Raw genomic sequence first — 19,440 nt, forward strand, 5'->3', positions numbered from 1 at the left:
ACCCCTCCCTGGGCGCTCTCTTTTTCATCCATGAAAAAGAAGTTTCGCTCATGCACCCGCCTGGCGCCGCTTGCGTCAACCTCAGCTCAGCGTCTGCGGATCGATATCCAGCGACCATCTGACCCGGCGCGCGTCGCGGCTCGCCTCCAGCCACGCCACCAGCCAGGCGCTGGCTTCGTGGAGCTTGCTGCGCTGTGCGCCGCTCAGCATCAGTTGGACGTGGTAGCGGTTCTGGCGGCGCTCCATGGGCGCCGGTACCGGCCCCAGGCAGTGCACCTCCAGGCTGCCGGCGAGCCACTCGCGCAGGGCTTGGCCGGCGCCGGCAGCCAGCGCGGTGGCGTCGGCCTCGCGGGGGCTCTCGAAGCGCGCCAGCGCCATGAAGCGGTAGGGCGGCAGACCGGCGACGCGGCGCTCGGCGAGCAGCTGCTCGGCCAGCGCATCGTAGCCGGTCTCGGCCAGCAGCCGCAGGTGCGGGTCGTCGCTGTGCAGGGTCTGCACCAGTACCCGGCCGGGGTGCTCGGCACGCCCGGCGCGGCCGGCCACCTGCACCAGCAGCTGGGCGTTCTGCTCCAGGGCGCGGAAGTCGCTGGCGTAGAGGCCGGCGTCGGCGTTGACCACCACCACCAGGGTGACATGCGGCAGGTGGTGGCCCTTGGCCAGCATCTGGGTGCCCACCAGCAGACACGGCTCGCCGCGCTTGACCTCGCCGAGCATGTGCTCGAGGGCGTCCTTGCGCCGCGTGCTGTCGCGGTCGATGCGGTGCACCGGCACCTCGGGGAACAGCTCGGCGAGGGTCTCCTCGGTGCGTTCGGTGCCGGCGCCGAGGGGTCTCAGGTCGGCGCTGCCGCAGTCGGGGCAGGCGTCGGGCAGCGCCTGCTTGTGGTCGCAGTGGTGGCAGGCCAACTGGTGGGGCTGGCGATGCAGCGTCAGGCGTGCGTCGCAGTGGTGGCATTCGGCCATCCAGCCGCAGGCGTGGCAGGCCAGGGTTGGGGCGAAGCCGCGGCGGTTGATGAACACCAGTACCTGATGGCCGGCGGCCAGGGTGGTGCGGATGGCCTCGATCACCGGCGCCACCAGGCCGCCACGGCGCGGGCGGCCGCGCAGGTCGACGAGCTCCATGCGCGGCGGGGCGTGGCGGCTGGCGCGGTGCATCAGGCGCAGGTGGCGGTAGTGGCCGCTGCTGGCCTTGGCCAGCGTCTCCAGCGACGGCGTGGCGCTGCCCAGCACCAGCGGAATACCGTCGCGGTGGGCGCGGGCCACGGCCAGGTCGCGGGCGTGGTAGCGCAGCCCGTCCTGCTGCTTGAGCGAGCCGTCGTGCTCTTCGTCGACGATGATCGCCCCGGGACTCGCCAGCGGCGTGAAGACCGCCGAGCGGGTGCCGATCACGATCGGCGCGCGGCCGCTGGCGGCGGCCAGCCAGGCATCCAGGCGCTCGCCGTCGGAGAGTCCCGAGTGCAGCGCCACCACCGGCACCCGGAAGCGCTTGCGGAAGCGCTGCAGGGTCTGCGGGGTGAGGCCGATCTCGGGCACCAGCACCAGCGCCTGGCGGCCGCGTGCCACCACCGCCTCGATCAATTGCAGGTAGACCTCGGTCTTGCCGCTGCCGGTGACGCCGTGCAGCAGGCAGGGGTGGAAGCGGTCGAGCCCTTCATGCATGGCCGCCAGCGCCTCGGCCTGCTCGCGCTTGAGCGGCAGGCTGGGCTCGGCCAGCAGCTGGTTGGCGGCCGGGGGCGGCGCGGCGATCAGCGGCTCGCTGCTGGCCTCGGCGAGGCCCTTGTCCTGCAGGCCGTCGAGCTGGGCGCGGCTGAAGCCCTGGGCCGTGATAGTGCCGACCGCCATGCCGCGGGGGTGCTGTTTGAGCAGTGTCAGCAGCTCGGCCTGGCGACGCGCGCGGCCCAGTGCCTCCGGCGGGGTGGCGTGGCCGCGTTCGCTGAGCTGCCAGCGTTCACGGGTGCGCGCTTCCAGCGGGCGCCCCTGGCGCAGCAGCACCGGCAGCGACTGGTGCAGGGTGTCGCCCAGCGAGTGCTGATAGTATCGCGCCGTGAAACGGCACAGCCACAGCCAGTCGTCGGGCAGCGGCGCACTGTCTAGCCAGGCGCTGACAGGCTTGAGATCGCCAAGCGGGAAGTCGCTGTGGGCGCGGCACTCGACGACGATCCCGACCACCTCGCGACGGCCGAACGGCACCTGCACTCGCAGCCCCGGCTGCCAGCCGTCGGGCGGGGCGCTGGCGCCAGGACGGTAGTCGAACAGCCTGCGCAGCGGCGTGGGCACGGCGACCGCCAGAACGGATGAATTGCGCGATGCGTCGGTGGGGCTAAAAGGGGTGGCGGGCAATTGGCCTCCGCGGCTGGTTCTGCTAAGATGCGTGCCCTTCGGGCTCGGGGCGTGACCTCGTGGCTTCGAAACCACCCGGTCTGTCGTTGCGCTGATAAGGCATGACAACTGTATGACAACCGTATGCGGTGCCTGGCAGGCGATCAGGTGGCGGCATACAGCATCATGAGGCTTCAAGATGAAACAAGGTATCCACCCCGATTACAAGAAGGTCAGCGCGACCTGCAGCTGCGGCGCTGCCTTCGAGGTCGGTTCGACCTCTGGCCAGGACTTCAATCTGGATGTCTGCTCGCAGTGCCATCCGTTCTACACCGGCAAGCAGAAGCAGGCGACCACCGGTGGCCGCGTCGAGCGTTTCAACAAGCGCTTCGGTGCCGCCGTCAAGCGCGGCTGATAGGCGCGCTGCTGGACTGCAAAAAAACCCGCCGCACGGCGGGTTTTTTTGTGGGCGCTCGGCTGGCTGCGCTGCGATAAGCTCGGCGTTATGCCTGAAGACTTAGCCATAAGTTGCACTAAATATCTGGAAATGCCTTCAAACATTCGATTAAATTCCTTGAATGACAGCAACTTGGCGCAAGTTGTGGGGCTGAGCGTTTTTCTATATTCTGATTCGACTCTCTCGTTGAAGACGACTGGACAACTACGCATATGACAGACGCCAAGAAGCAAGCCGCGCTTGACTATCACGCCAATCCCATTCCCGGGAAGCTCTCCGTCGAGCTCACCAAGCCGACCGCCTCGGCCAAGGATCTGGCGCTGGCCTACAGTCCGGGCGTGGCCGAGCCGTGCCGCGAAATCGCCAAGGATGTCGAGAACGCCTACCTCTACACCGGCAAGGGCAACCTGGTGGCGGTGATCTCCGACGGCTCGGCGATCCTCGGCCTGGGTAACCTCGGTCCGCTGGCGAGCAAGCCGGTGATGGAAGGCAAGGGGGTGCTGTTCAAGCGCTTCGCCGGCATCAACTCGGTGGACCTCGAGATCGACGCCGAGAGCCCGCAGGCCTTCATCGACACCGTGGCGCGCGTTGCCATCACCTGGGGCGGCATCAACCTCGAGGATATCAAGGCGCCGGAGTGTTTCGAGATCGAGCGTGCGCTGGTCGAGCGCTGCAATATCCCGGTGTTCCACGATGATCAGCACGGCACCGCCATCGTCACCGCGGCGGGCATGCTCAACGCCCTGGATATCGCCGGCAAGTCCCTCGAGGAGGCGCGTATCGTGTGCCTCGGTGCCGGTGCTGCCGCCATCGCCTGCATGAAGCTGCTGGTGGCCTGCGGTGCCAAGGCCGAGAACCTGTTCATGCTCGATCGCAAGGGCGTGATTCACAGCGGTCGCGACGATCTCAACCAGTACAAGGCGATGTTCGCCACCGAGACCGACAAGCGCACCCTGGACGATGCCATCGACGGTGCCGATGTGTTCCTCGGCCTGTCGGGCCCCAACCTGCTGTCTGCCGAGCAGCTCAAGACGATGGCCGCCAACCCGGTGGTGTTCGCCTGCTCCAACCCGGACCCTGAGATCCATCCCGATGTCGCCAATGCCGCACGCGACGATGTGATCATGGCCACCGGCCGCTCCGACTATCCCAACCAGGTCAACAACGTGTTGGGCTTCCCGTTCATCTTCCGCGGCGCACTGGACGTGCGCGCCACGGCGATCAACGAGGAGATGAAGGTGGCGGCGGTTCACGCCCTAAAGGACCTCGCCCGCGAGCCGGTGCCCCAGTACGTGCTGGATGCCTACGAGCTCGACGCCCTCGAGTTCGGTCGTGGCTACATCCTGCCCACGCCCCTCGATGCGCGCCTGCTCGACCGTGTCTCGGCGGCGGTGGCCCAGGCGGCGGTCGACTCTGGCGTGGCGCGCAAGCCGTTCCCGTCGCACTATCCGCTGAACAGCGTCGATGAGGTCTACGGCGGCTGAGTCAGGACGCTGACCCGCAGCATACGATGCCGGCCCCATGGGGCCGGCATTTTCGTAGATGCCTACCAGCTATAGACCAGCGAGGCGCTGGTGGTCATGTCGCTGCGTGCGGTGGCGGTCTCGGGGGGCTGTGAGTTGCGGCGGATCTCGTGGGAGAGCCGCAGCGCCATGCGCGCATTGATGCGCGCGGTCAGCGCCGAGTAGGAGCGTGAGGTGGTATTGTCGCGGGTCGCTTCCAGCGACAGCTCCTGGGAGAAAGCGGCGGTGTCGGTGATCTCCCAGTCGTAGGCCAGTGCCCCGTAGCCGACGCTGAGTCCTTCGCTCTCTTCGTCGCGCACGTCGTCGAAACGATAGCCGGGGCCGGCTTCCAGCGACAGGCGGTGGGTGTCGGAGTCGAGAATCTGGCGGCCATAGCCGGCAATCGCCGTGACCTGCTGGTCGTAGCCGCTGAAGCGGTCCTTTTCCCAGCGTGCGAAGCCAAACAGGTAGTGGTCGCCGTCGAAGTCGTAGCGCTCGCGCCAGGCGCCGAGGTACTGCTCGGCGCTGGTGGTGTCGTCGCGGGCCACGTTGCGGACCTCGCCACGCAAGCTGTGTGTCCAGTTGCCGGTCAGCCAGGTCAGGCGCCCCTTGCCGAGCAGGGTGCGGCTGTCGGTATTGCCGGAGAGCTGGGTAAAGCCGAGTTCGAGGTCGCCGCTGAAGCGGTCGGCCTCTTCGTCAGGCGGTGGTGGGGCGTAGAAGGGGCTCGCCAAGGCGCTGAGAGGTAGCGCCAGCGCAAGGGCCGCTGCGCCGCATAGGCCAAGCCATTGACGTCTCATGCTGTAACTCCCTGTCGCTGCATGGGTGTCAGCCTACCTAGGGCAGGCACCGGGTGCCAATTCATGAAATGCCGCGGGGTGGCGTCCTGCCGCCCCGCGGCGAGTCGGCAAGCTGCTAGAAGATAGCCTCGTAGGAGCCGGTACCCTGCGAACCGCTGCTGTCCTCGATCTCGCGTCCCACGCTGCGCGGCTGATACTCCGGCAGGTGATCGCTGTGGAACAGTTCGCTGATACCGCCGGATTGGTCGTCGTGGAGGAGCCGGCCGGTATCGGCATCGACCCGAGCGCGGACGATATTGGCTGGCGCCTCTGGCATCGCTTCGGGGCGACCGTTGAGGGCATTGCCCATGAAGTCGATCCATACCGGCAGGGCAGCGCGGCCGCCATACTCGCCGGTGGTCTCGTTATTGTCCTTGCCGATCCACACGGTGGCGACGATATCGTCGTTGTAGCCGGCGAACCAGGCGTCGCGCTGTTCGTTGGTGGTGCCGGTCTTGCCGACGATGTCCTGGCGGCCGAGTTCGAGGGCGGCGCGCCCGGTGCCGCTGTCGATCACGTCGCGCAGCATGTCGCGCAGGATGTAGACGGAGGTGGGGTCGGCGACGCGCTCGGCGAGCGGATAGACGCGATCGCCGATCCGTACCTCGGTGGCGCCGTTGTCGCACTCGCGGCAGGCGACCCGCGGCACGGCTTCGTCGATCACGTTGTCGTCGTTGCCGCGAGTCACGCGTTCGACGAACCAGGGGGAGACCTGGAAACCGCCGTTGGCGAGTACCGCATAGGCGTTGGTCATCTCCAGCGGGGTCAGCGAGGCGCTGCCCAGTGCCAACGACAGGCCGCGCGGCAGGCGGCTTTCGGCGAAACCGAAACCTTCGAGAAACTCGATGGCGTTCTCGATGCCCAGGCTCTGCAGCACGCGCACCGTGACCAGGTTGCGCGACTGGGCCAGCGCCACCCGCAGGCGGGTAGGACCGAGGAAGTTGCCACCGGCATTGACCGGACGCCACAGGTCGTTACTGCCATCCTGCATCACCACCGGGGCATCGTTGACCACGGTGGCAGCGTTCATGTCGCCGTCCTGGAGTGCGGCAAGGAACACGAATGGCTTGAAGATCGAGCCTGACTGGCGCTGCGCCTGGGTGGCGCGGTTGAACTTGCTGGCATTGAAGCTGAAGCCGCCCTGCAGGGCCAGGATCGCCCCGGTATCCGGCTCCAGCACCACGATCGAGCCTTCGGCGTCGGGGCGCTGGGAGAGCCGGAAGCTGCCGTCGTTGCGCTCGAGGATGCGTACCAGGTCGCCGCGGCTGGCAATCTGTGCCGCCGAGCTCGGCTCGGGGCCGCGGGCGAAGGCGCTGCGGTACTCGCGCGCCCAGCTCAGGCCGTCCCACTCGAGGGTCACCAGCTCGCCGCGCCGATCGAGGACGGTCATCTCGCGGCCTTCGCTTTCGACCACGATGGCCGCCTGCAGCGGGCCAAAGCCGGGGGTGCGCTCGAGCACCCGCAGCCAGTTGCTGACGTCGCCGTCGATGCCTTCGACCTGGCTCTGACTGCTCTCGGCGGCCTGGCGCGCGGTCTCCATGACCTCGGGGGATTCGCCGAGCTCCTCTTCCAGGCCGCTGCGCTCGGTGCGCTCCTGGGCCTCGACCAGGCTCGACGGAATACCGCTCTCCTCGGCGCCGCGCCAGCCGTGGCGGGTGTCGTAGTCGATCAGGCCGCGGGTCAGGGCGTCGCGGGCGAAAGGCTGCAGCTCGCTGTCGAGGGTGGTATGGATACGATAGCCGCCGGTGTAGGCCTCGTCGCCGTAGCGTTCGATGGCGAACTGGCGAGCCATCTCGGCGACGTAGGGCGCATCGACCTCGACCTGGGCGGTAAAGCGCTGCGCGGTAATCGGCGCCTGTACGGCTTCTTCATAGGCGGCCTGGTCGATATAGCCCAGGTCACGCATGCGATACAGGATCCAGTTACGGCGAATCAGTGAACGCTCCGGGTTGGCCAGCGGGTTGAACGATGAGGGCGCCTTGGGCAGGCCGGCGATCATCGCCTTCTGGGCCAGGGTCAGCTCCGAGAGCGGCTTCTGGTAGTAGGTTTCGGCGGCGGCGGCGACGCCGTAGGCGCGGTTGCCGAGGAAGATCTTGTTGATGTAGAGCTCGAAGATCTCCTCCTTGCTCAGCACCTGCTCCATCTGCAGGGCCAGCAGGATCTCGCGAATCTTGCGGGTAAAGGTGCGGTCCAGGGTCAGCAGGTAGTTGCGCGCCACCTGCATGGTGATGGTGGAGCCACCGGTCTGGATGGTGCCGCCGCTGGAAACCAGCTCATAGGCGGCGCGCGCCAGACCGCGCGGGTCGACCCCGGGGTGGTCGAAGTAGTTGGCGTCCTCGGCGGCGAGCAGCGCCTGTACCAGGTCCTCTGGCACTTCGTCGAAGTCGATGGCCATGCGCCGCTCTTCGCCGAACTCGCCAATCAGCTTGCCGTCACGGCTGAAGATGCGCAGCGGGGTGTGCAGCTCGAAGTCCTGAAGCTGGCGCACGTCGGGCAGGCCCGGGGCGAAGTACAGCGCTGCGCCGACCACGGCCAGTACACTGGCGGTGCCCAGCGAAAGGATAAGCCAGAGCAGCGAGATAACAGAGGTCTTGAGCAACTTCATGAACAGGCGGTACCCATGGTGCGTGGAGAGAGAGGCGTTGAAGAAAAACGCAGAAGCCAACGATATATTATAGGTAGCCTAGTCGCCCGCCACCAGCGTTGAAGGTGCAACTCCCTCGCAGTTGTGTGATGTCGAGAAAGATCATGTAACCTCATGGTAAGAGTTCATGGTCAAGGAATGGGCCTTTTAGCCGATAATAACGACATTGGGCGTCATGTGCGCTTAACAGGGGAGTGGAGCCTTGGTGCGATTGAAACGCTCGGGCAAGGCGCTGGTCGGGGTCGACATCAGTTCGGCGACGGTCAAGCTGATAGAGCTCAAGCATGCGGCCGGTCACTATCAGGTCGACAGCTATGCGGTACGCCCGCTGCGCGAGGGCGCCGTGGTGGAGCGGCGCATCCGGCATATGGACGATGTCGTCACCGCACTGCGCGCTGCTGTCGATCAGGCGCGGTTGCATACTCGCCGAGCCTGCGTCGCAGTGCCCGCCGGTGCCGCGATCACCAGGACGCTGACCTTTCCCGCCTCGCTCAACGACGACGAGATCGAGGCGCGCATCGCACTCGAATCTGACAAGCATATTCCCTTTCCGTTCGCCGAAGTGGCATTCGATTTCCAGCGCCTGGGGCCCAATGCGCGCTACGGCGACCAGCAGGACGTGCTGCTGGTCGCCTGCCGTCAGCAGGACGTCAGTCAGTTGACCGAGGCCCTGCTGCAGGCGGGGCTCGAGCCGGCGGCGGTAGACGTCGAGACCTTTGCCATGGAGCGCGCCTTCGGCGAACTGCGCCACCAGCTGCAGCCGCCGCTGCCGGCCGAGGATGACTGCGTGGCGCTGGTCGACATCGGTGCCACCATGAATTCGTTTCACGTGCTGCGCCAGGGGCGGGTGATCTATAGCCGCGACACCGTGTTCGGCGGTCGCCAGTTGACCGAGGAGATCCGCAGCCGCTACGGGCTGAGCCTCGAAGAAGCCGGCCTGGCCAAGAAGCGCGGTGGCTTGCCCGACGACTACTCGCGGGAGGTGCTGGGTCCCTTCCTGGATACTCTGGTACAGCAGATCGGTCGCTCGCTGCAGCTCTATTACACTGCGGGTCGCAAGTTCGAGGTCAAGCGTCTGATGATTGCCGGCGGCTCCAGCGTGGTACCAGGGCTCAGCGAGCGTCTGATGCAAGACAGCGGCATGGAGGTGACCATTGCCAACCCCTTCCTGCGCATGAAGATCAACTCGCGTATCGATATCCACACCCTGGCCGGCGACGCCCCGGCCATGCTCACCGCCTGTGGCCTGGCCATGAGGGCGCGCCGATGACCATCGAGATCAACCTGCTGCCGTGGCGCGATCGCGTGCGCGAGCGGCGCAGTCGTCGCTTTCATGTCGCGCTGCTGCTGGCGGCGGCGGTCGGGCTGGGCAGCGGCGCCAGCATGACGCTCTTTTACCAGCAGCGACTCGAGGCCCAGCAGCAGCGCAATGCTCACGTCGAGGCCCAGTCGGCACAGCTCGAGCGGGATATCCGCTCGATCGGCGAGTACGAGGCGGCGCGGGCGCAGATGCTCGATCAGATCGAGGTCTTCAGCCGCCTGCAGGTAGGGCGGCCGCAGACCGTGCACGTCTTCAATCAGCTGGTCGAGAGCCTCGAGCAGGGTGTGCATTATACCCGCCTGTCGCGGCAGGGAGAGTCGCTGCGCTTGAACGGCCTGGCCGACAGCAATCGCCAGGTATCGGATCAGCTGCGCGCGCTGGCGGCGGCCAGCGCCCTCGATGTGCCGGTGCTGTCGGAAGTCGAATCCGAGGACGGCGCGGCACGCCGGCGCTTCAGCCTGAGCGTCAACCAGCAGATGCCCGAGGAGGCCGAGTCGCTCAGCGACGCGGTGCCTGAGTCGGATGCCGAGGAGGAGTCGTCATGAGTCTGGCCGGTGAGTGGCGGCGGCTGCGCGAACTGGAGTGGCGCGAGCTGGATATCAAGGAGTCGGGCAGCTGGCCGTGGTCGCTGCAGCTGATCTGCTGCCTGCTGGCGCTGGGCCTGACCTTTGCCGGCATGCACTGGTACCTGGCGGCGCCCAAGGCCGAGGAGCTGGCGGCGGCCCAGCGCCAGGAGCAGAGCCTGCTGCGCGACTACCAGAGCAAGGCGGTCCAGGCGGCCAACCTGCCGGCGATGCGGGCCCAGTCGGATGAGCTGGAAGAGCGCCTCGAGGCGCTGCTCGAGATGCTCCCCACCGGCGCCGAGATACCCTCGCTGATCGACAATATCAGCGAAACGGCCATCGACAACGAGCTGTCGATCGACTTCATTCGGCTGCGATCCCCGGAGGAGCGCGACTTCTATATAGAGCAGCCGTTCGATATTCAGGTGCGCGGCGACTATCACCGCATTGCGGCCTTCCTGGCCGGGGTCGCCGGCCTGCCGCGCATCGTCACCCAGCATGACTTCAGCCTGGAGCCGGTGGAGGGCGACGGTCAGCTGCGCCTGTCGATGCTGGCGCGCACCTACAGCTACCGCAGCGATGTCGAGGAGGCGCCATGAAGTCGTCGATGTTCGCCCTGACGATGAGCCTGCTGCTGCTGGCCGGCTGTGCCGACCCCGACTTGGTCGGCCTCGAGCGCGAACTCGAGGCGCTCAAGCGCAACCCCGGTGAGCTGACGGTGGCGCCGCTGCCCGAGCTGCCGCGCTACCAGGCGCCGGGCTATGAGCAGGCCGGCGCACGCAGCCCGTTTCAAGCCCGCCGGCCGAGCGATGATGACGAGGCGCAGCCACAGGGCGAGCGTGCGCCGGATCCCGATCGTCCGCGAGAGCCGCTCGAGCGCTACGACCTGAGTGAGCTGCAACTGGTCGGTACACTGACCGTCGCCGCCCAGCCATCGGCGCTGCTGCGCTCGCCGGAAGGCCAGGTGCATCGGCTGCGGGTCGGTAACTACCTGGGGGCCGATGATGGCCGCATCGTGAGCATTACCGGGGCGTCGATCGTGCTGGTGGAAACGGTGCGCGAGCGCAACGCCTGGGTCGAGAGAACGCGAGAAATGACGCTGCCCAACTAGGGCGAACAATAGATGCCGCTAAGCCGCAAGGGCAAGCGGCACGCTGCAGTGCAGGGGATACGACAATGAGCATGATCACGCGTCTGACCGCAGCCCTCACCATGGTGCTGCTTAGTTTGCCGGCGCTGGCGGCGTCGACCCTCGACGACCTCAGCTATCGCCAGGGATCGGGGGGCGAGCTGGAGGTCGTGATGACCTTTGGCGGCGGGGTGCCCGAGGTGCGCGGCTATCGGCTCGAGGATCCGGCGCGCCTGACCATCGACCTGATGGATACCGCCAGCCGCCTGGAGCGCAGTCGGCAGTCGCTGGACATCGCCGGGGTGCGCGACCTCACGACGCTCGAGGCCGGGGCGCGCACTCGGCTGGTGTTCGCCCTCAATGATGCCCTGCCCTACAACACTCGCCAGGAGGGAGACACCCTGGTGCTATCGATCGGTGGCGAGGGTGGCGCCCGGCAGGCGGCGGCGCCTCAAGCCGCGCCGGCTGGCGCCCAGGCCGAGCCGGTTGGTGCCCAGACCGCCGCAGCCCCGGCCAGCCGCGAGCCGCGTATCGAGGAGATCGATTTCCGTCGCGGCGAAGAGGGGGCGGGGCGGCTGATCGTTACCTTCGACCGCTCGGGCGTCGACTCCCGGGTCCGCGAGAGCGGCAATCGCGTGATCGCCGAGCTGCGCCGGGTGGAACTGCCGGCGGAGCTCGACCAGGTACTCGACGTGACCGACTTCGGCACCCCGCTGCGGCGTGTCAGCCCCCAGCCGGGGCGCGACGGCGTGACCCTCGAGCTCGAGGCTAGCGGCGACTACGCGATGCTCTCGACCCATAGCGGCCGCGAGCTGGTGATCGAGATTCAGCCGGTGTCCCAGGCCGAGCGCGAGACCCGCGAGCGCGAGCGCTTCGCCTATACCGGCGAGCGCATCACCCTCAACTTCCAGGATATCGAGGTGCGTTCGGTGCTGGCGATCATCGCCGACTTTACCGGCCTCAACCTGGTCGCCAGCGACAGCGTGACCGGCAACGTGACCCTCAACCTCGAGGACGTGCCCTGGGACCAGGCCCTCGACCTGGTGCTCAAGAGCCACGGCCTGGCCAGCCGCCAGGAGGGCAACGTGATCGTCGTCGCGCCGGCCTCGGAGCTGGCCAATATCGAACGCCAGGAGCTCGAGTCCCGCGAGCAGATGGAGACGCTCTCGCCGCTGACCACCGAGATGATCCAGGTGCGCTATGCGCGAGCCTCCGACCTGGCCGCCCTGCTGCGCGGCGAGGGCGGCTTCGGGCTGCTGACCGAGCGTGGTCGGGTCAGCGTCGACCAGCGCACCAACACCCTGCTGATCCAGGACACCGCCGATCAGATCCAGAGCATCCTGCGCACCCTGGATCAGCTCGACGTGGCGGTACGCCAGGTGCAGATCGAGGCGCGCATCGTGATCGCCCGCGACAGCGCGACCCGTGAGCTGGGCGTGCGCTGGGGGGCCGAGTCGACCCGCGGCTTCCGCGCCGATCCCGGCGCCGACGACGGCTCCTTCATCGCCCGGGATATCAACCCGCAGGGCCTCAATCGTGCCCGCGGCGGCCTGGCGGTGGATATGGGCAGCGCCACCAATCCGTTGACCACCTTCGCCTTCGGCTACCTGTCGGGGGATATCCTGCTCGACCTCGAACTGCGCGCCCTGGAGAGCGAAGGCAAGAGCCAGACCATTTCCCAGCCGCGGGTGATCACCGCCAACCAGCGCACCGCGGTGATCAAGCAGGGCACCGAGATTCCCTATCAGGAGGCCACCTCCAGCGGCGCCACCAACGTCGACTTCAAGGAGGCGGTGCTGTCGCTGGAGGTCACCCCGCAGATCACTCCGGACAACCGCATCATCATGGACCTGGTGATCAACAACGACACCGTCGGCGAGGAGTTCGCCGGGGTGCCGTCGATCGATACCAACCAGATCGAGACCCAGGTGCTGGTGGATAACGGCGAGACCGTGGTGCTGGGCGGGATCCTCACCACCGAGCAGGTGCGCAGCCTGTTCAAGACGCCGTTCTTCGGCGACCTGCCGCTGATCGGCAACCTGTTCCGCTATACCCAAGACTCGAGCGAAAAGGTAGAGTTGCTGGTATTCATCACCCCGAGAATCATCGAGGACGGACTGGCAATTCGCTGATGCAGGATTTACCCAACCTATTTCTGATCGGCCCCATGGGGGCCGGCAAGAGCACCATCGGCCGCCTGCTGGCGGCCGAACTGTCGCGTGACTTCCTGGACAGCGATCACGAGATCCAGGACCGCTGCGGCGCCGATATCCCGTGGATCTTCGAGATCGAAGGCGAGGCCGGATTTCGCGAGCGCGAGGAAGCCATGGTCGAGGAGCTCACCCAGCGCGAAGGCGTGGTGGTGGCCACCGGCGGCGGCGCGGTGATGCGCGAGAGCAACCGCCGGGCCCTGCGCGAGCGGGGTACGGTGATCTACCTCTATACCACCGTCGAGCAGCAGCTGCGACGTACCGCCAAGGATCGCAATCGGCCGCTGCTGCAGAACGGCAACCCCGAGGAGATCCTGCGCGGCATGTTTGCCAAGCGCGATCCCCTCTATCGTGCCACCGCCGACCTGATCGTACGCACCGACCGCCGCGGTCCGCGCTCGGTGGTCAGCGAAATCGTGCGCCGCGTGACGCGCCTCGTCGATCCACTGCAATGCAAGGCCTGACATGACTCAACCCCCTCCGTCACCGGTCACGCTCAACGTCGAGCTCGGCGAGCGCAGCTATCCCATCCATATCGGCGCCGATCTGCTGGGCGATCCGCAGTGGCTGGTACCCTACCTGGCCGGTCGCCAGGTCATGGTGGTCACCAATGAGGTCGTGGCGCCGCACTACCTCGAGCGCTTCAAGGCCGGCCTGCCCGCCGACCTCGAGGTGCGCGAACTGGTGCTGCCCGACGGCGAAGCCACCAAGACCCTCGACCACGTCAGCCGCATCTGGGACGCCCTGCTCGAGGCCGGCTTCAACCGTCGCTGCACGCTGGTGGCACTGGGTGGCGGGGTGATCGGCGACATGGTCGGCTTCGCCGCCGCCGGCTATCAGCGCGGGGTGGCCTTCCTCCAGGTGCCCACCACGCTGCTCTCCCAGGTCGACTCCTCGGTGGGCGGCAAGACCGGCGTCAACCACCAGCTGGGCAAGAACATGATCGGTGCTTTCTGGCAGCCGCGTGCGGTGCTGATCGATACCGCGACCCTGGCCACCCTGCCGCCCCGCGAGCTGTCGGCGGGGCTCGCCGAGGTGATCAAGTACGGATTGATCCGCGATGCCGACTTCCTGGCCTGGCTGGAGACCAACATGGCGGCGCTGCGGGGGCTGGACGAGGCGGCGCTGCGCGAGGCGATCCGCCGCAGCTGTGCCCTCAAGGCCGAGATCGTTGCCGCCGACGAGACCGAGCAGGGCGTGCGCGCGCTGCTCAATCTCGGCCACACCTTCGGCCATGCCATCGAGGCGCATCAAGGCTACGGTAACTGGCTGCACGGCGAAGCCGTCGGCACCGGCATGCTGATGGCCGCCGAGCTGTCACACAGGTTGGGCTGGCTGAGCGAGGCGGACGTTGCCCGCGCGCGGCGTATCGTCGCTGCCGCCGGCCTGCCCGAGGCGGCCCCGGCGGCGATGGGCGTCGACGACTTCCTGAGCCGCATGCGTCTCGACAAGAAGAACATCGATACCCGGCTGCGCCTGATCCTGCTGCGCGAGCTGGGCGATGCCTGCCTGGACGACCAGACCCCACCGGCACTGCTCGAGGCGCTGCTGCGCGACTATCCACGCAGCTGATATAGCTACCTCTGCCCTGCGCCACATCAAGATCACGGCGCCTGCTGAGTGCAGGCGCCGTTTTTACTGCTGCCCGCCCGGGCGCTCAGGCAGTAATTCGCATGCCTTATGCACAACTCGCATGGCCTTTTGTGTAAAATTAAGACTAAAGTCTAGTAATTCTGAGGCGAGCAGCTTGATGGTACAAGTCATTGACATGCCACGTGTTTTTTATTGAATGCTGAGCTAACTAGCCGATTTCTGGCGATTTTTCTGATCGGGGAGGAGGAGGGGAATTGCGTGTCACAGGGTAGCTGGCTATGCTGTACGGCCTTTTTCACGCCAGACAACGGCCGCTCAACGGTAACTAAAAATTAAGCAAAACATTAAAAGATAGCACTGAGCGCTTCTGGACACAAGACATCGATTTCAGTGAGGCACGCCCATGAGACAGGGTCTTCATCAGCCGGGTGAGTTCCGGGACAACTGCGGCTTCGGCCTGATCGCGCACATGGAGGGCCAGGCCAGCCATGCGCTACTCAAGACCGCCATCGAGTCGCTGACCTGCATGACCCACCGCGGCGGCATTGCCGCCGACGGCAAGACCGGTGACGGCTGCGGCCTGCTGCTGAAGATGCCCACCGATTTCATGCGCGCCGTGGCGCGGGAGTCGCTGGGCGTCGAGCTGGGTCGCAGCTTCGCCGTGGGCAGCCTGTTCCTGCCCGATGATGATGGCCGCGAAGCCCACGCCCGCGAGGTGCTGGAAGCTGAGCTTGCCGCCCGCAACCTGACCGTGCACGGCTGGCGCGAGGTGCCCACCGACGCCAGCGTGTGCGGGCCGATGGCGATGGACTGCCTGCCGCGCATCCGCCAGCTGTTCGTCGAGGCCGACGATGAGCGGCTCGATGCGCAGCTGGCGGTGGACCTGTTCATGGCGCGGCGCCGCGCCGAGCAGCGCCTGCGCGATGAAGATGACTTCTATATCTGCTCGCTGTCGGCCAAGGTGGTCTCCTACAAGGGCCTGATGATGCCCGTCGACCTGCCCACCTTCTATCGCGACCTCGGCGACGAGCGCCTGGAAACCGCCATCTGCGTCTTCCACCAGCGCTTCTCGACCAATACCGCGCCGCGCTGGCCGCTGGCTCAGCCGTTTCGCTTCCTGGCCCACAACGGCGAGATCAACACCATCGAGGCCAACCGCGGCTGGGCCAACTCGCGCAAGGAAAATTTCGTCAATGAGCTGCTGCCGGACATCGCCGAGCTCGACGAGATCGTCAATACCGTGGGTTCCGACTCCTCGAGCATGGACAATATGCTCGAGGTGCTGATGACCGGCGGGATGGATATCTACAACGCCATCCGCATGATGGTGCCGCCGGCCTGGCAGAACGTCGAGACCATGGACGGCGACCTGCGCGCCTTCTATGAGTACAACTCCATGCACATGGAGCCGTGGGACGGCCCCGCCGGCATGGTCATGACCGACGGGCGCAACGCGGTGTGCATGCTGGATCGCAACGGCCTGCGCCCGGCGCGCTGGGTGATCACCAAGAATGGCTTCATCACCCTGGCCTCGGAGATCGGTACCTACGACTACGCCCCCGAGGACGTGGTCGCCAAGGGCCGGGTGGGCCCCGGGCAGGTGCTGGGTATCGACACCGAGACCGGCGAGGTGCTGCACACCCAGGACATCGACGAGCGTCTCAAGTCGGCCTTCCCCTACAAGCGCTGGCTGAAGGATCGTGCCCACTATCTGGAGTCCGCCCTCACCGAGCTGGCGCGCTTCCAACCGATGGACACCAACGAGCTGAACGTCTATCAGAAGATGTTCCAGATCAGCTTCGAGGAGCGTGACCAGCTGCTGCGGCCGTTGGCCGAAAGCGGCCAGGAGGCGGTGGGCTCGATGGGCGACGATACGCCGATGGCGGTGCTGTCGCGCCAGAACCGGGTGCTCACCGACCACTTCCGCCAGAAGTTCGCCCAGGTCACCAATCCGCCCATCGATCCGCTGCGCGAAGCGATCGTGATGTCGCTGGAGACCTGCATCGGCGCCGAGCTCAACGTCTTCGAAGCGACCCCGGACCACGCCCACCGGATCATCCTGACCACGCCGATCCTGTCGCCGCGCAAGTTCACCGCGCTGGTCAATAACGAGGATCCCGCCTTCGTCAGCCACACGCTGACGCTTGCCTACGATCCCGAGCAGCAGGGCCTCAAGCAGGCGCTGCAGGCGCTGTGCCAGGCCGCCGAGGCGGCGGCGAAGGATGGCAAGGTGATCCTGGTGCTGAGCGATGCCGACTTAGAGAAGGGCCAGCTGCCGATTCATGCGGCACTCGCCACCGGTGCCATCCACCATCACCTGGGCCGCCTGGCGCTGCGCCCGCGGGTCAATATCGTGGTCGAGACCGGCTATGCCCGCGACGCCCACCAGATGGCGGTGCTGTTCGGCGTCGGTGCCACCGCGGTCTACCCCTACCTGGCCTACCAGGTGCTGGCCGACATGCACCGCACCGGCGAACTCACCGGCAACCCGGCGGATGCCCGCGAGAACTACCGCAAGGGCATGCAGAAGGGGCTCTACAAGATCCTCTCCAAGATGGGCATCTCGACCCTGGCCTCCTACCGCGGCTCGCAGCTGTTCGAGGCGGTGGGGCTGCACTCCGAGGTGATGGAGATGTGCTTCACCGGCATGGCCTCGCGCATCGAGGGCGCCGGCTTCGCCGAGATCCAGATGCAGCAGGAGCTGCAGGCGCGCGACGCCTGGCTGCCGCGCAAGGGCATCAGCCAGGGCGGCCTGGTCAAGTACGTTCACGGCAAGGAGTACCACGCCTACAACCCCGACGTGGTGATGACGCTGCAGGAGGCGGTGCAGCAGGGCAACTACCAGAAGTGGAAGAAATTCGCGCGGCTGGTCAACGAGCGCCCGGTGGCGACCATTCGCGACCTGCTGGCCCTCAAACCGGCCGCCGAGCCGCTGCCGCTGGACGAGGTAGAGCCGGTGGAGAGCATGCTGCCGCGCTTCGACAGCGCCGGCATGTCGCTGGGCGCGCTGTCGCCGGAGGCCCACGAGGCGCTGGCCCAGGCCATGAACGAGGCCGGCGGGCGCTCCAACTCCGGCGAGGGCGGTGAGGATCCGGCTCGCTACGGCACCATCCGCAGCTCCAAGATCAAGCAGATCGCCTCCGGGCGCTTCGGCGTCACCCCGGCCTACCTGGTCAACGCCGAGGTGCTGCAGATCAAGGTCGCCCAGGGCGCCAAGCCCGGCGAGGGCGGCCAGCTGCCCGGTGGCAAGGTCAACGACCTGATCGCCCGGCTGCGCTACTCGGTGCCCGGCGTGACGCTGATCTCGCCGCCGCCGCACCACGACATCTACTCCATCGAGGACCTGGCGCAGCTGATCTTCGACTTGAAGCAGGTCAATCCGGACGCCCAGGTCTCGGTCAAGCTGGTCTCCGAGCCGGGGATCGGCACCATTGCCACCGGCGTGGCCAAGGCCTACGCCGACCTGATCACCGTGTCGGGCTACGACGGCGGCACCGCGGCCAGCCCGCTGACCTCGATCAAGCACGCCGGCAGCCCCTGGGAGCTGGGCCTGCCCGAGGTGCACCAGGCGCTACGCATCAACGGCCTGCGCGACAAGATCCGCCTGCAGACCGACGGCGGCCTGAAGACCGGCCTAGACGTAGTCAAGGCGGCGATTCTCGGCGCCGAGAGCTTCGGCTTCGGCACCGCGCCGATGGTCGCGCTGGGCTGCAAGTACCTGCGCATCTGCCACCTCAACAACTGCGCCACCGGCGTCGCCACCCAGCACCAGTACCTGCGCGACGAGCACTTCCGGGGCACCGTCGACATGGTCAAGCACTACTTCCGCTTCATCGCTGAGGAAGTGCGCGAGCTGATGGCGCTGCTCGGCGTGCGCCAGCTCACCGACCTGATCGGCCGCACCGATCTGCTCGAGGTGATCGAGGGGCAGACCAATGCCCAGCGCCGGCTCGACCTGACGCCGCTGCTGGAGAACGACCACGTGCCGGCGGACGCCCCGCAGTTCTGCCAGGTGGAGCGCAACGTGCCCCACGATCCGGGCGCCAAGAACCGCGAGGTGCTCGATGCGCTGAGCGACGCCATCGAGGCCAGGTCCGGCGGTGAGTTCTCGTTCACCATCACCAACTGCGATCGCAGCGTGGCGGCGCTGACCTCGGGGGCCATCGCCAAGCGCTACGGCGAAGAGGGGCTCGAGGAAGCGCCGATCACCGCGCGCTTCACCGGCGTGGCCGGGCAGAGCTTCGGGGTGTGGAACGCCCGCGGCCTGCACCTGCACCTCGAGGGCGACGCCAACGACTACGTCGGCAAGGGCATGAACGGTGGCTCGATCACCATCGTGCCGCCGCGTGCCAGCACCTTCGAGAGCCACAAGACGGCGATCGTCGGCAACACCTGCCTGTACGGCGCCACCGGCGGCAAGCTGTTCGCCGCCGGCCAGGCCGGCGAGCGCTTCGCGGTGCGCAACTCCGGCGCCCAGGCGGTCATCGAGGGTGCCGGCGACCACTGCTGCGAGTACATGACCGGCGGCCTGGTCGCGGTGCTCGGCGAGACCGGCGTCAACTTCGGCGCCGGCATGACCGGCGGCTTCGCCTACGTGCTCGACGAGGACCGCACCTTCGTCGACAAGTACAACCACGAGCTGGTCGAGATTCATCGGATCAACACCGAGGCCATGGAGGCCTACCGGCGCCACCTGCGGGAAGTCATCGAGGAGTACGTCGCGGCCACCGAGTCGGCCCGCGGCAAGGCCATCCTGGAGGACTTCAGCGACTTCATCCGCCACTTCTGGCTGGTCAAGCCCAAGGCGGCAAGCCTCAATGGCCTGCTTGCCGAATCCCGCCGGCGGCCCGAGTAAGCCCGACGTTCCAG

The 19,440-nt window shown here is 66.9% G+C and carries 13 protein-coding genes; 10 read left to right on the forward strand and 3 right to left on the reverse strand.

The features are described from left to right. Positions 1 to 81: 81 nt before the first annotated feature. Positions 82 to 2,337: a primosomal protein N' gene (locus tag BWR19_02425; GenBank protein APX91893.1), complete on the reverse strand. Its 2,256-nt coding sequence runs from the start codon at positions 2,335 to 2,337 to the stop codon at positions 82 to 84. 178 nt (positions 2,338 to 2,515) lie between these two features. Here BWR19_02425 and BWR19_02430 point away from each other — a divergent pair, with 178 nt between their 5' ends. After that, positions 2,516 to 2,731 (forward strand): 50S ribosomal protein L31, encoded by a 216-nt coding sequence (locus BWR19_02430; protein APX91894.1) that lies wholly within the window; start codon positions 2,516 to 2,518, stop codon positions 2,729 to 2,731. Positions 2,732 to 2,985: 254 nt separating this feature from the next. Next, entirely contained in the window at positions 2,986 to 4,257 is a 1,272-nt protein-coding gene (locus BWR19_02435; protein ID APX91895.1) for a malate dehydrogenase, read from the forward strand. Between the two features lie 62 nt (positions 4,258 to 4,319). Here BWR19_02435 and BWR19_02440 read toward each other — a convergent pair whose 3' ends face one another. After that, positions 4,320 to 5,072, reverse strand: coding sequence for a hypothetical protein (locus BWR19_02440; protein APX91896.1), 753 nt, complete (start codon positions 5,070 to 5,072; stop codon positions 4,320 to 4,322). Between the two features lie 115 nt (positions 5,073 to 5,187). Beyond that, positions 5,188 to 7,716, reverse strand: a complete 2,529-nt coding sequence (locus tag BWR19_02445; protein ID APX91897.1) for a penicillin-binding protein — start codon at positions 7,714 to 7,716, stop codon at positions 5,188 to 5,190. Between the two features lie 244 nt (positions 7,717 to 7,960). On the opposite strand from BWR19_02445, the gene BWR19_02450 reads away from it, so the two are divergent. The 8 genes from BWR19_02450 (at position 7,961) to BWR19_02485 (ending at position 19,426) form a co-directional block, all read left to right on the forward strand. Beyond that, positions 7,961 to 9,025: a pilus assembly protein PilM gene (locus BWR19_02450; GenBank protein ID APX94865.1), complete on the forward strand. Its 1,065-nt coding sequence runs from the start codon at positions 7,961 to 7,963 to the stop codon at positions 9,023 to 9,025. Further along, positions 9,022 to 9,621 (forward strand): fimbrial assembly protein, encoded by a 600-nt coding sequence (locus BWR19_02455; GenBank protein APX91898.1) that lies wholly within the window; start codon positions 9,022 to 9,024, stop codon positions 9,619 to 9,621. Before BWR19_02450 ends, BWR19_02455 begins: the two co-directional genes overlap by 4 nt. Further along, on the forward strand, positions 9,618 to 10,238 hold the full coding sequence (locus tag BWR19_02460; protein ID APX91899.1) for a pilus assembly protein PilO: 621 nt from the start codon (positions 9,618 to 9,620) through the stop codon (positions 10,236 to 10,238). Before BWR19_02455 ends, BWR19_02460 begins: the two co-directional genes overlap by 4 nt. Further along, a complete protein-coding gene (locus tag BWR19_02465; protein APX91900.1) occupies positions 10,235 to 10,750 on the forward strand; it encodes a hypothetical protein in 516 nt (171 codons plus the stop codon). Before BWR19_02460 ends, BWR19_02465 begins: the two co-directional genes overlap by 4 nt. Before the next feature lie 65 nt (positions 10,751 to 10,815). Then, positions 10,816 to 12,900: a type II and III secretion system protein gene (locus BWR19_02470; GenBank protein APX91901.1), complete on the forward strand. Its 2,085-nt coding sequence runs from the start codon at positions 10,816 to 10,818 to the stop codon at positions 12,898 to 12,900. Continuing rightward, on the forward strand, positions 12,900 to 13,442 hold the full coding sequence (locus BWR19_02475; GenBank protein APX91902.1) for a shikimate kinase I: 543 nt from the start codon (positions 12,900 to 12,902) through the stop codon (positions 13,440 to 13,442). Before BWR19_02470 ends, BWR19_02475 begins: the two co-directional genes overlap by 1 nt. 1 nt (position 13,443) lies before the next feature. Then, on the forward strand, positions 13,444 to 14,550 hold the full coding sequence (locus BWR19_02480) for a 3-dehydroquinate synthase (GenBank protein APX91903.1): 1,107 nt from the start codon (positions 13,444 to 13,446) through the stop codon (positions 14,548 to 14,550). Positions 14,551 to 14,974: 424 nt separating this feature from the next. Further along, on the forward strand, positions 14,975 to 19,426 hold the full coding sequence (locus BWR19_02485; GenBank protein ID APX91904.1) for a glutamate synthase large subunit: 4,452 nt from the start codon (positions 14,975 to 14,977) through the stop codon (positions 19,424 to 19,426). Positions 19,427 to 19,440 lie beyond the last annotated feature (14 nt).

The organism is Halomonas sp. 1513, assembly GCA_001971685.1.
In the GTDB taxonomy this organism is placed as follows: domain Bacteria; phylum Pseudomonadota; class Gammaproteobacteria; order Pseudomonadales; family Halomonadaceae; genus Franzmannia.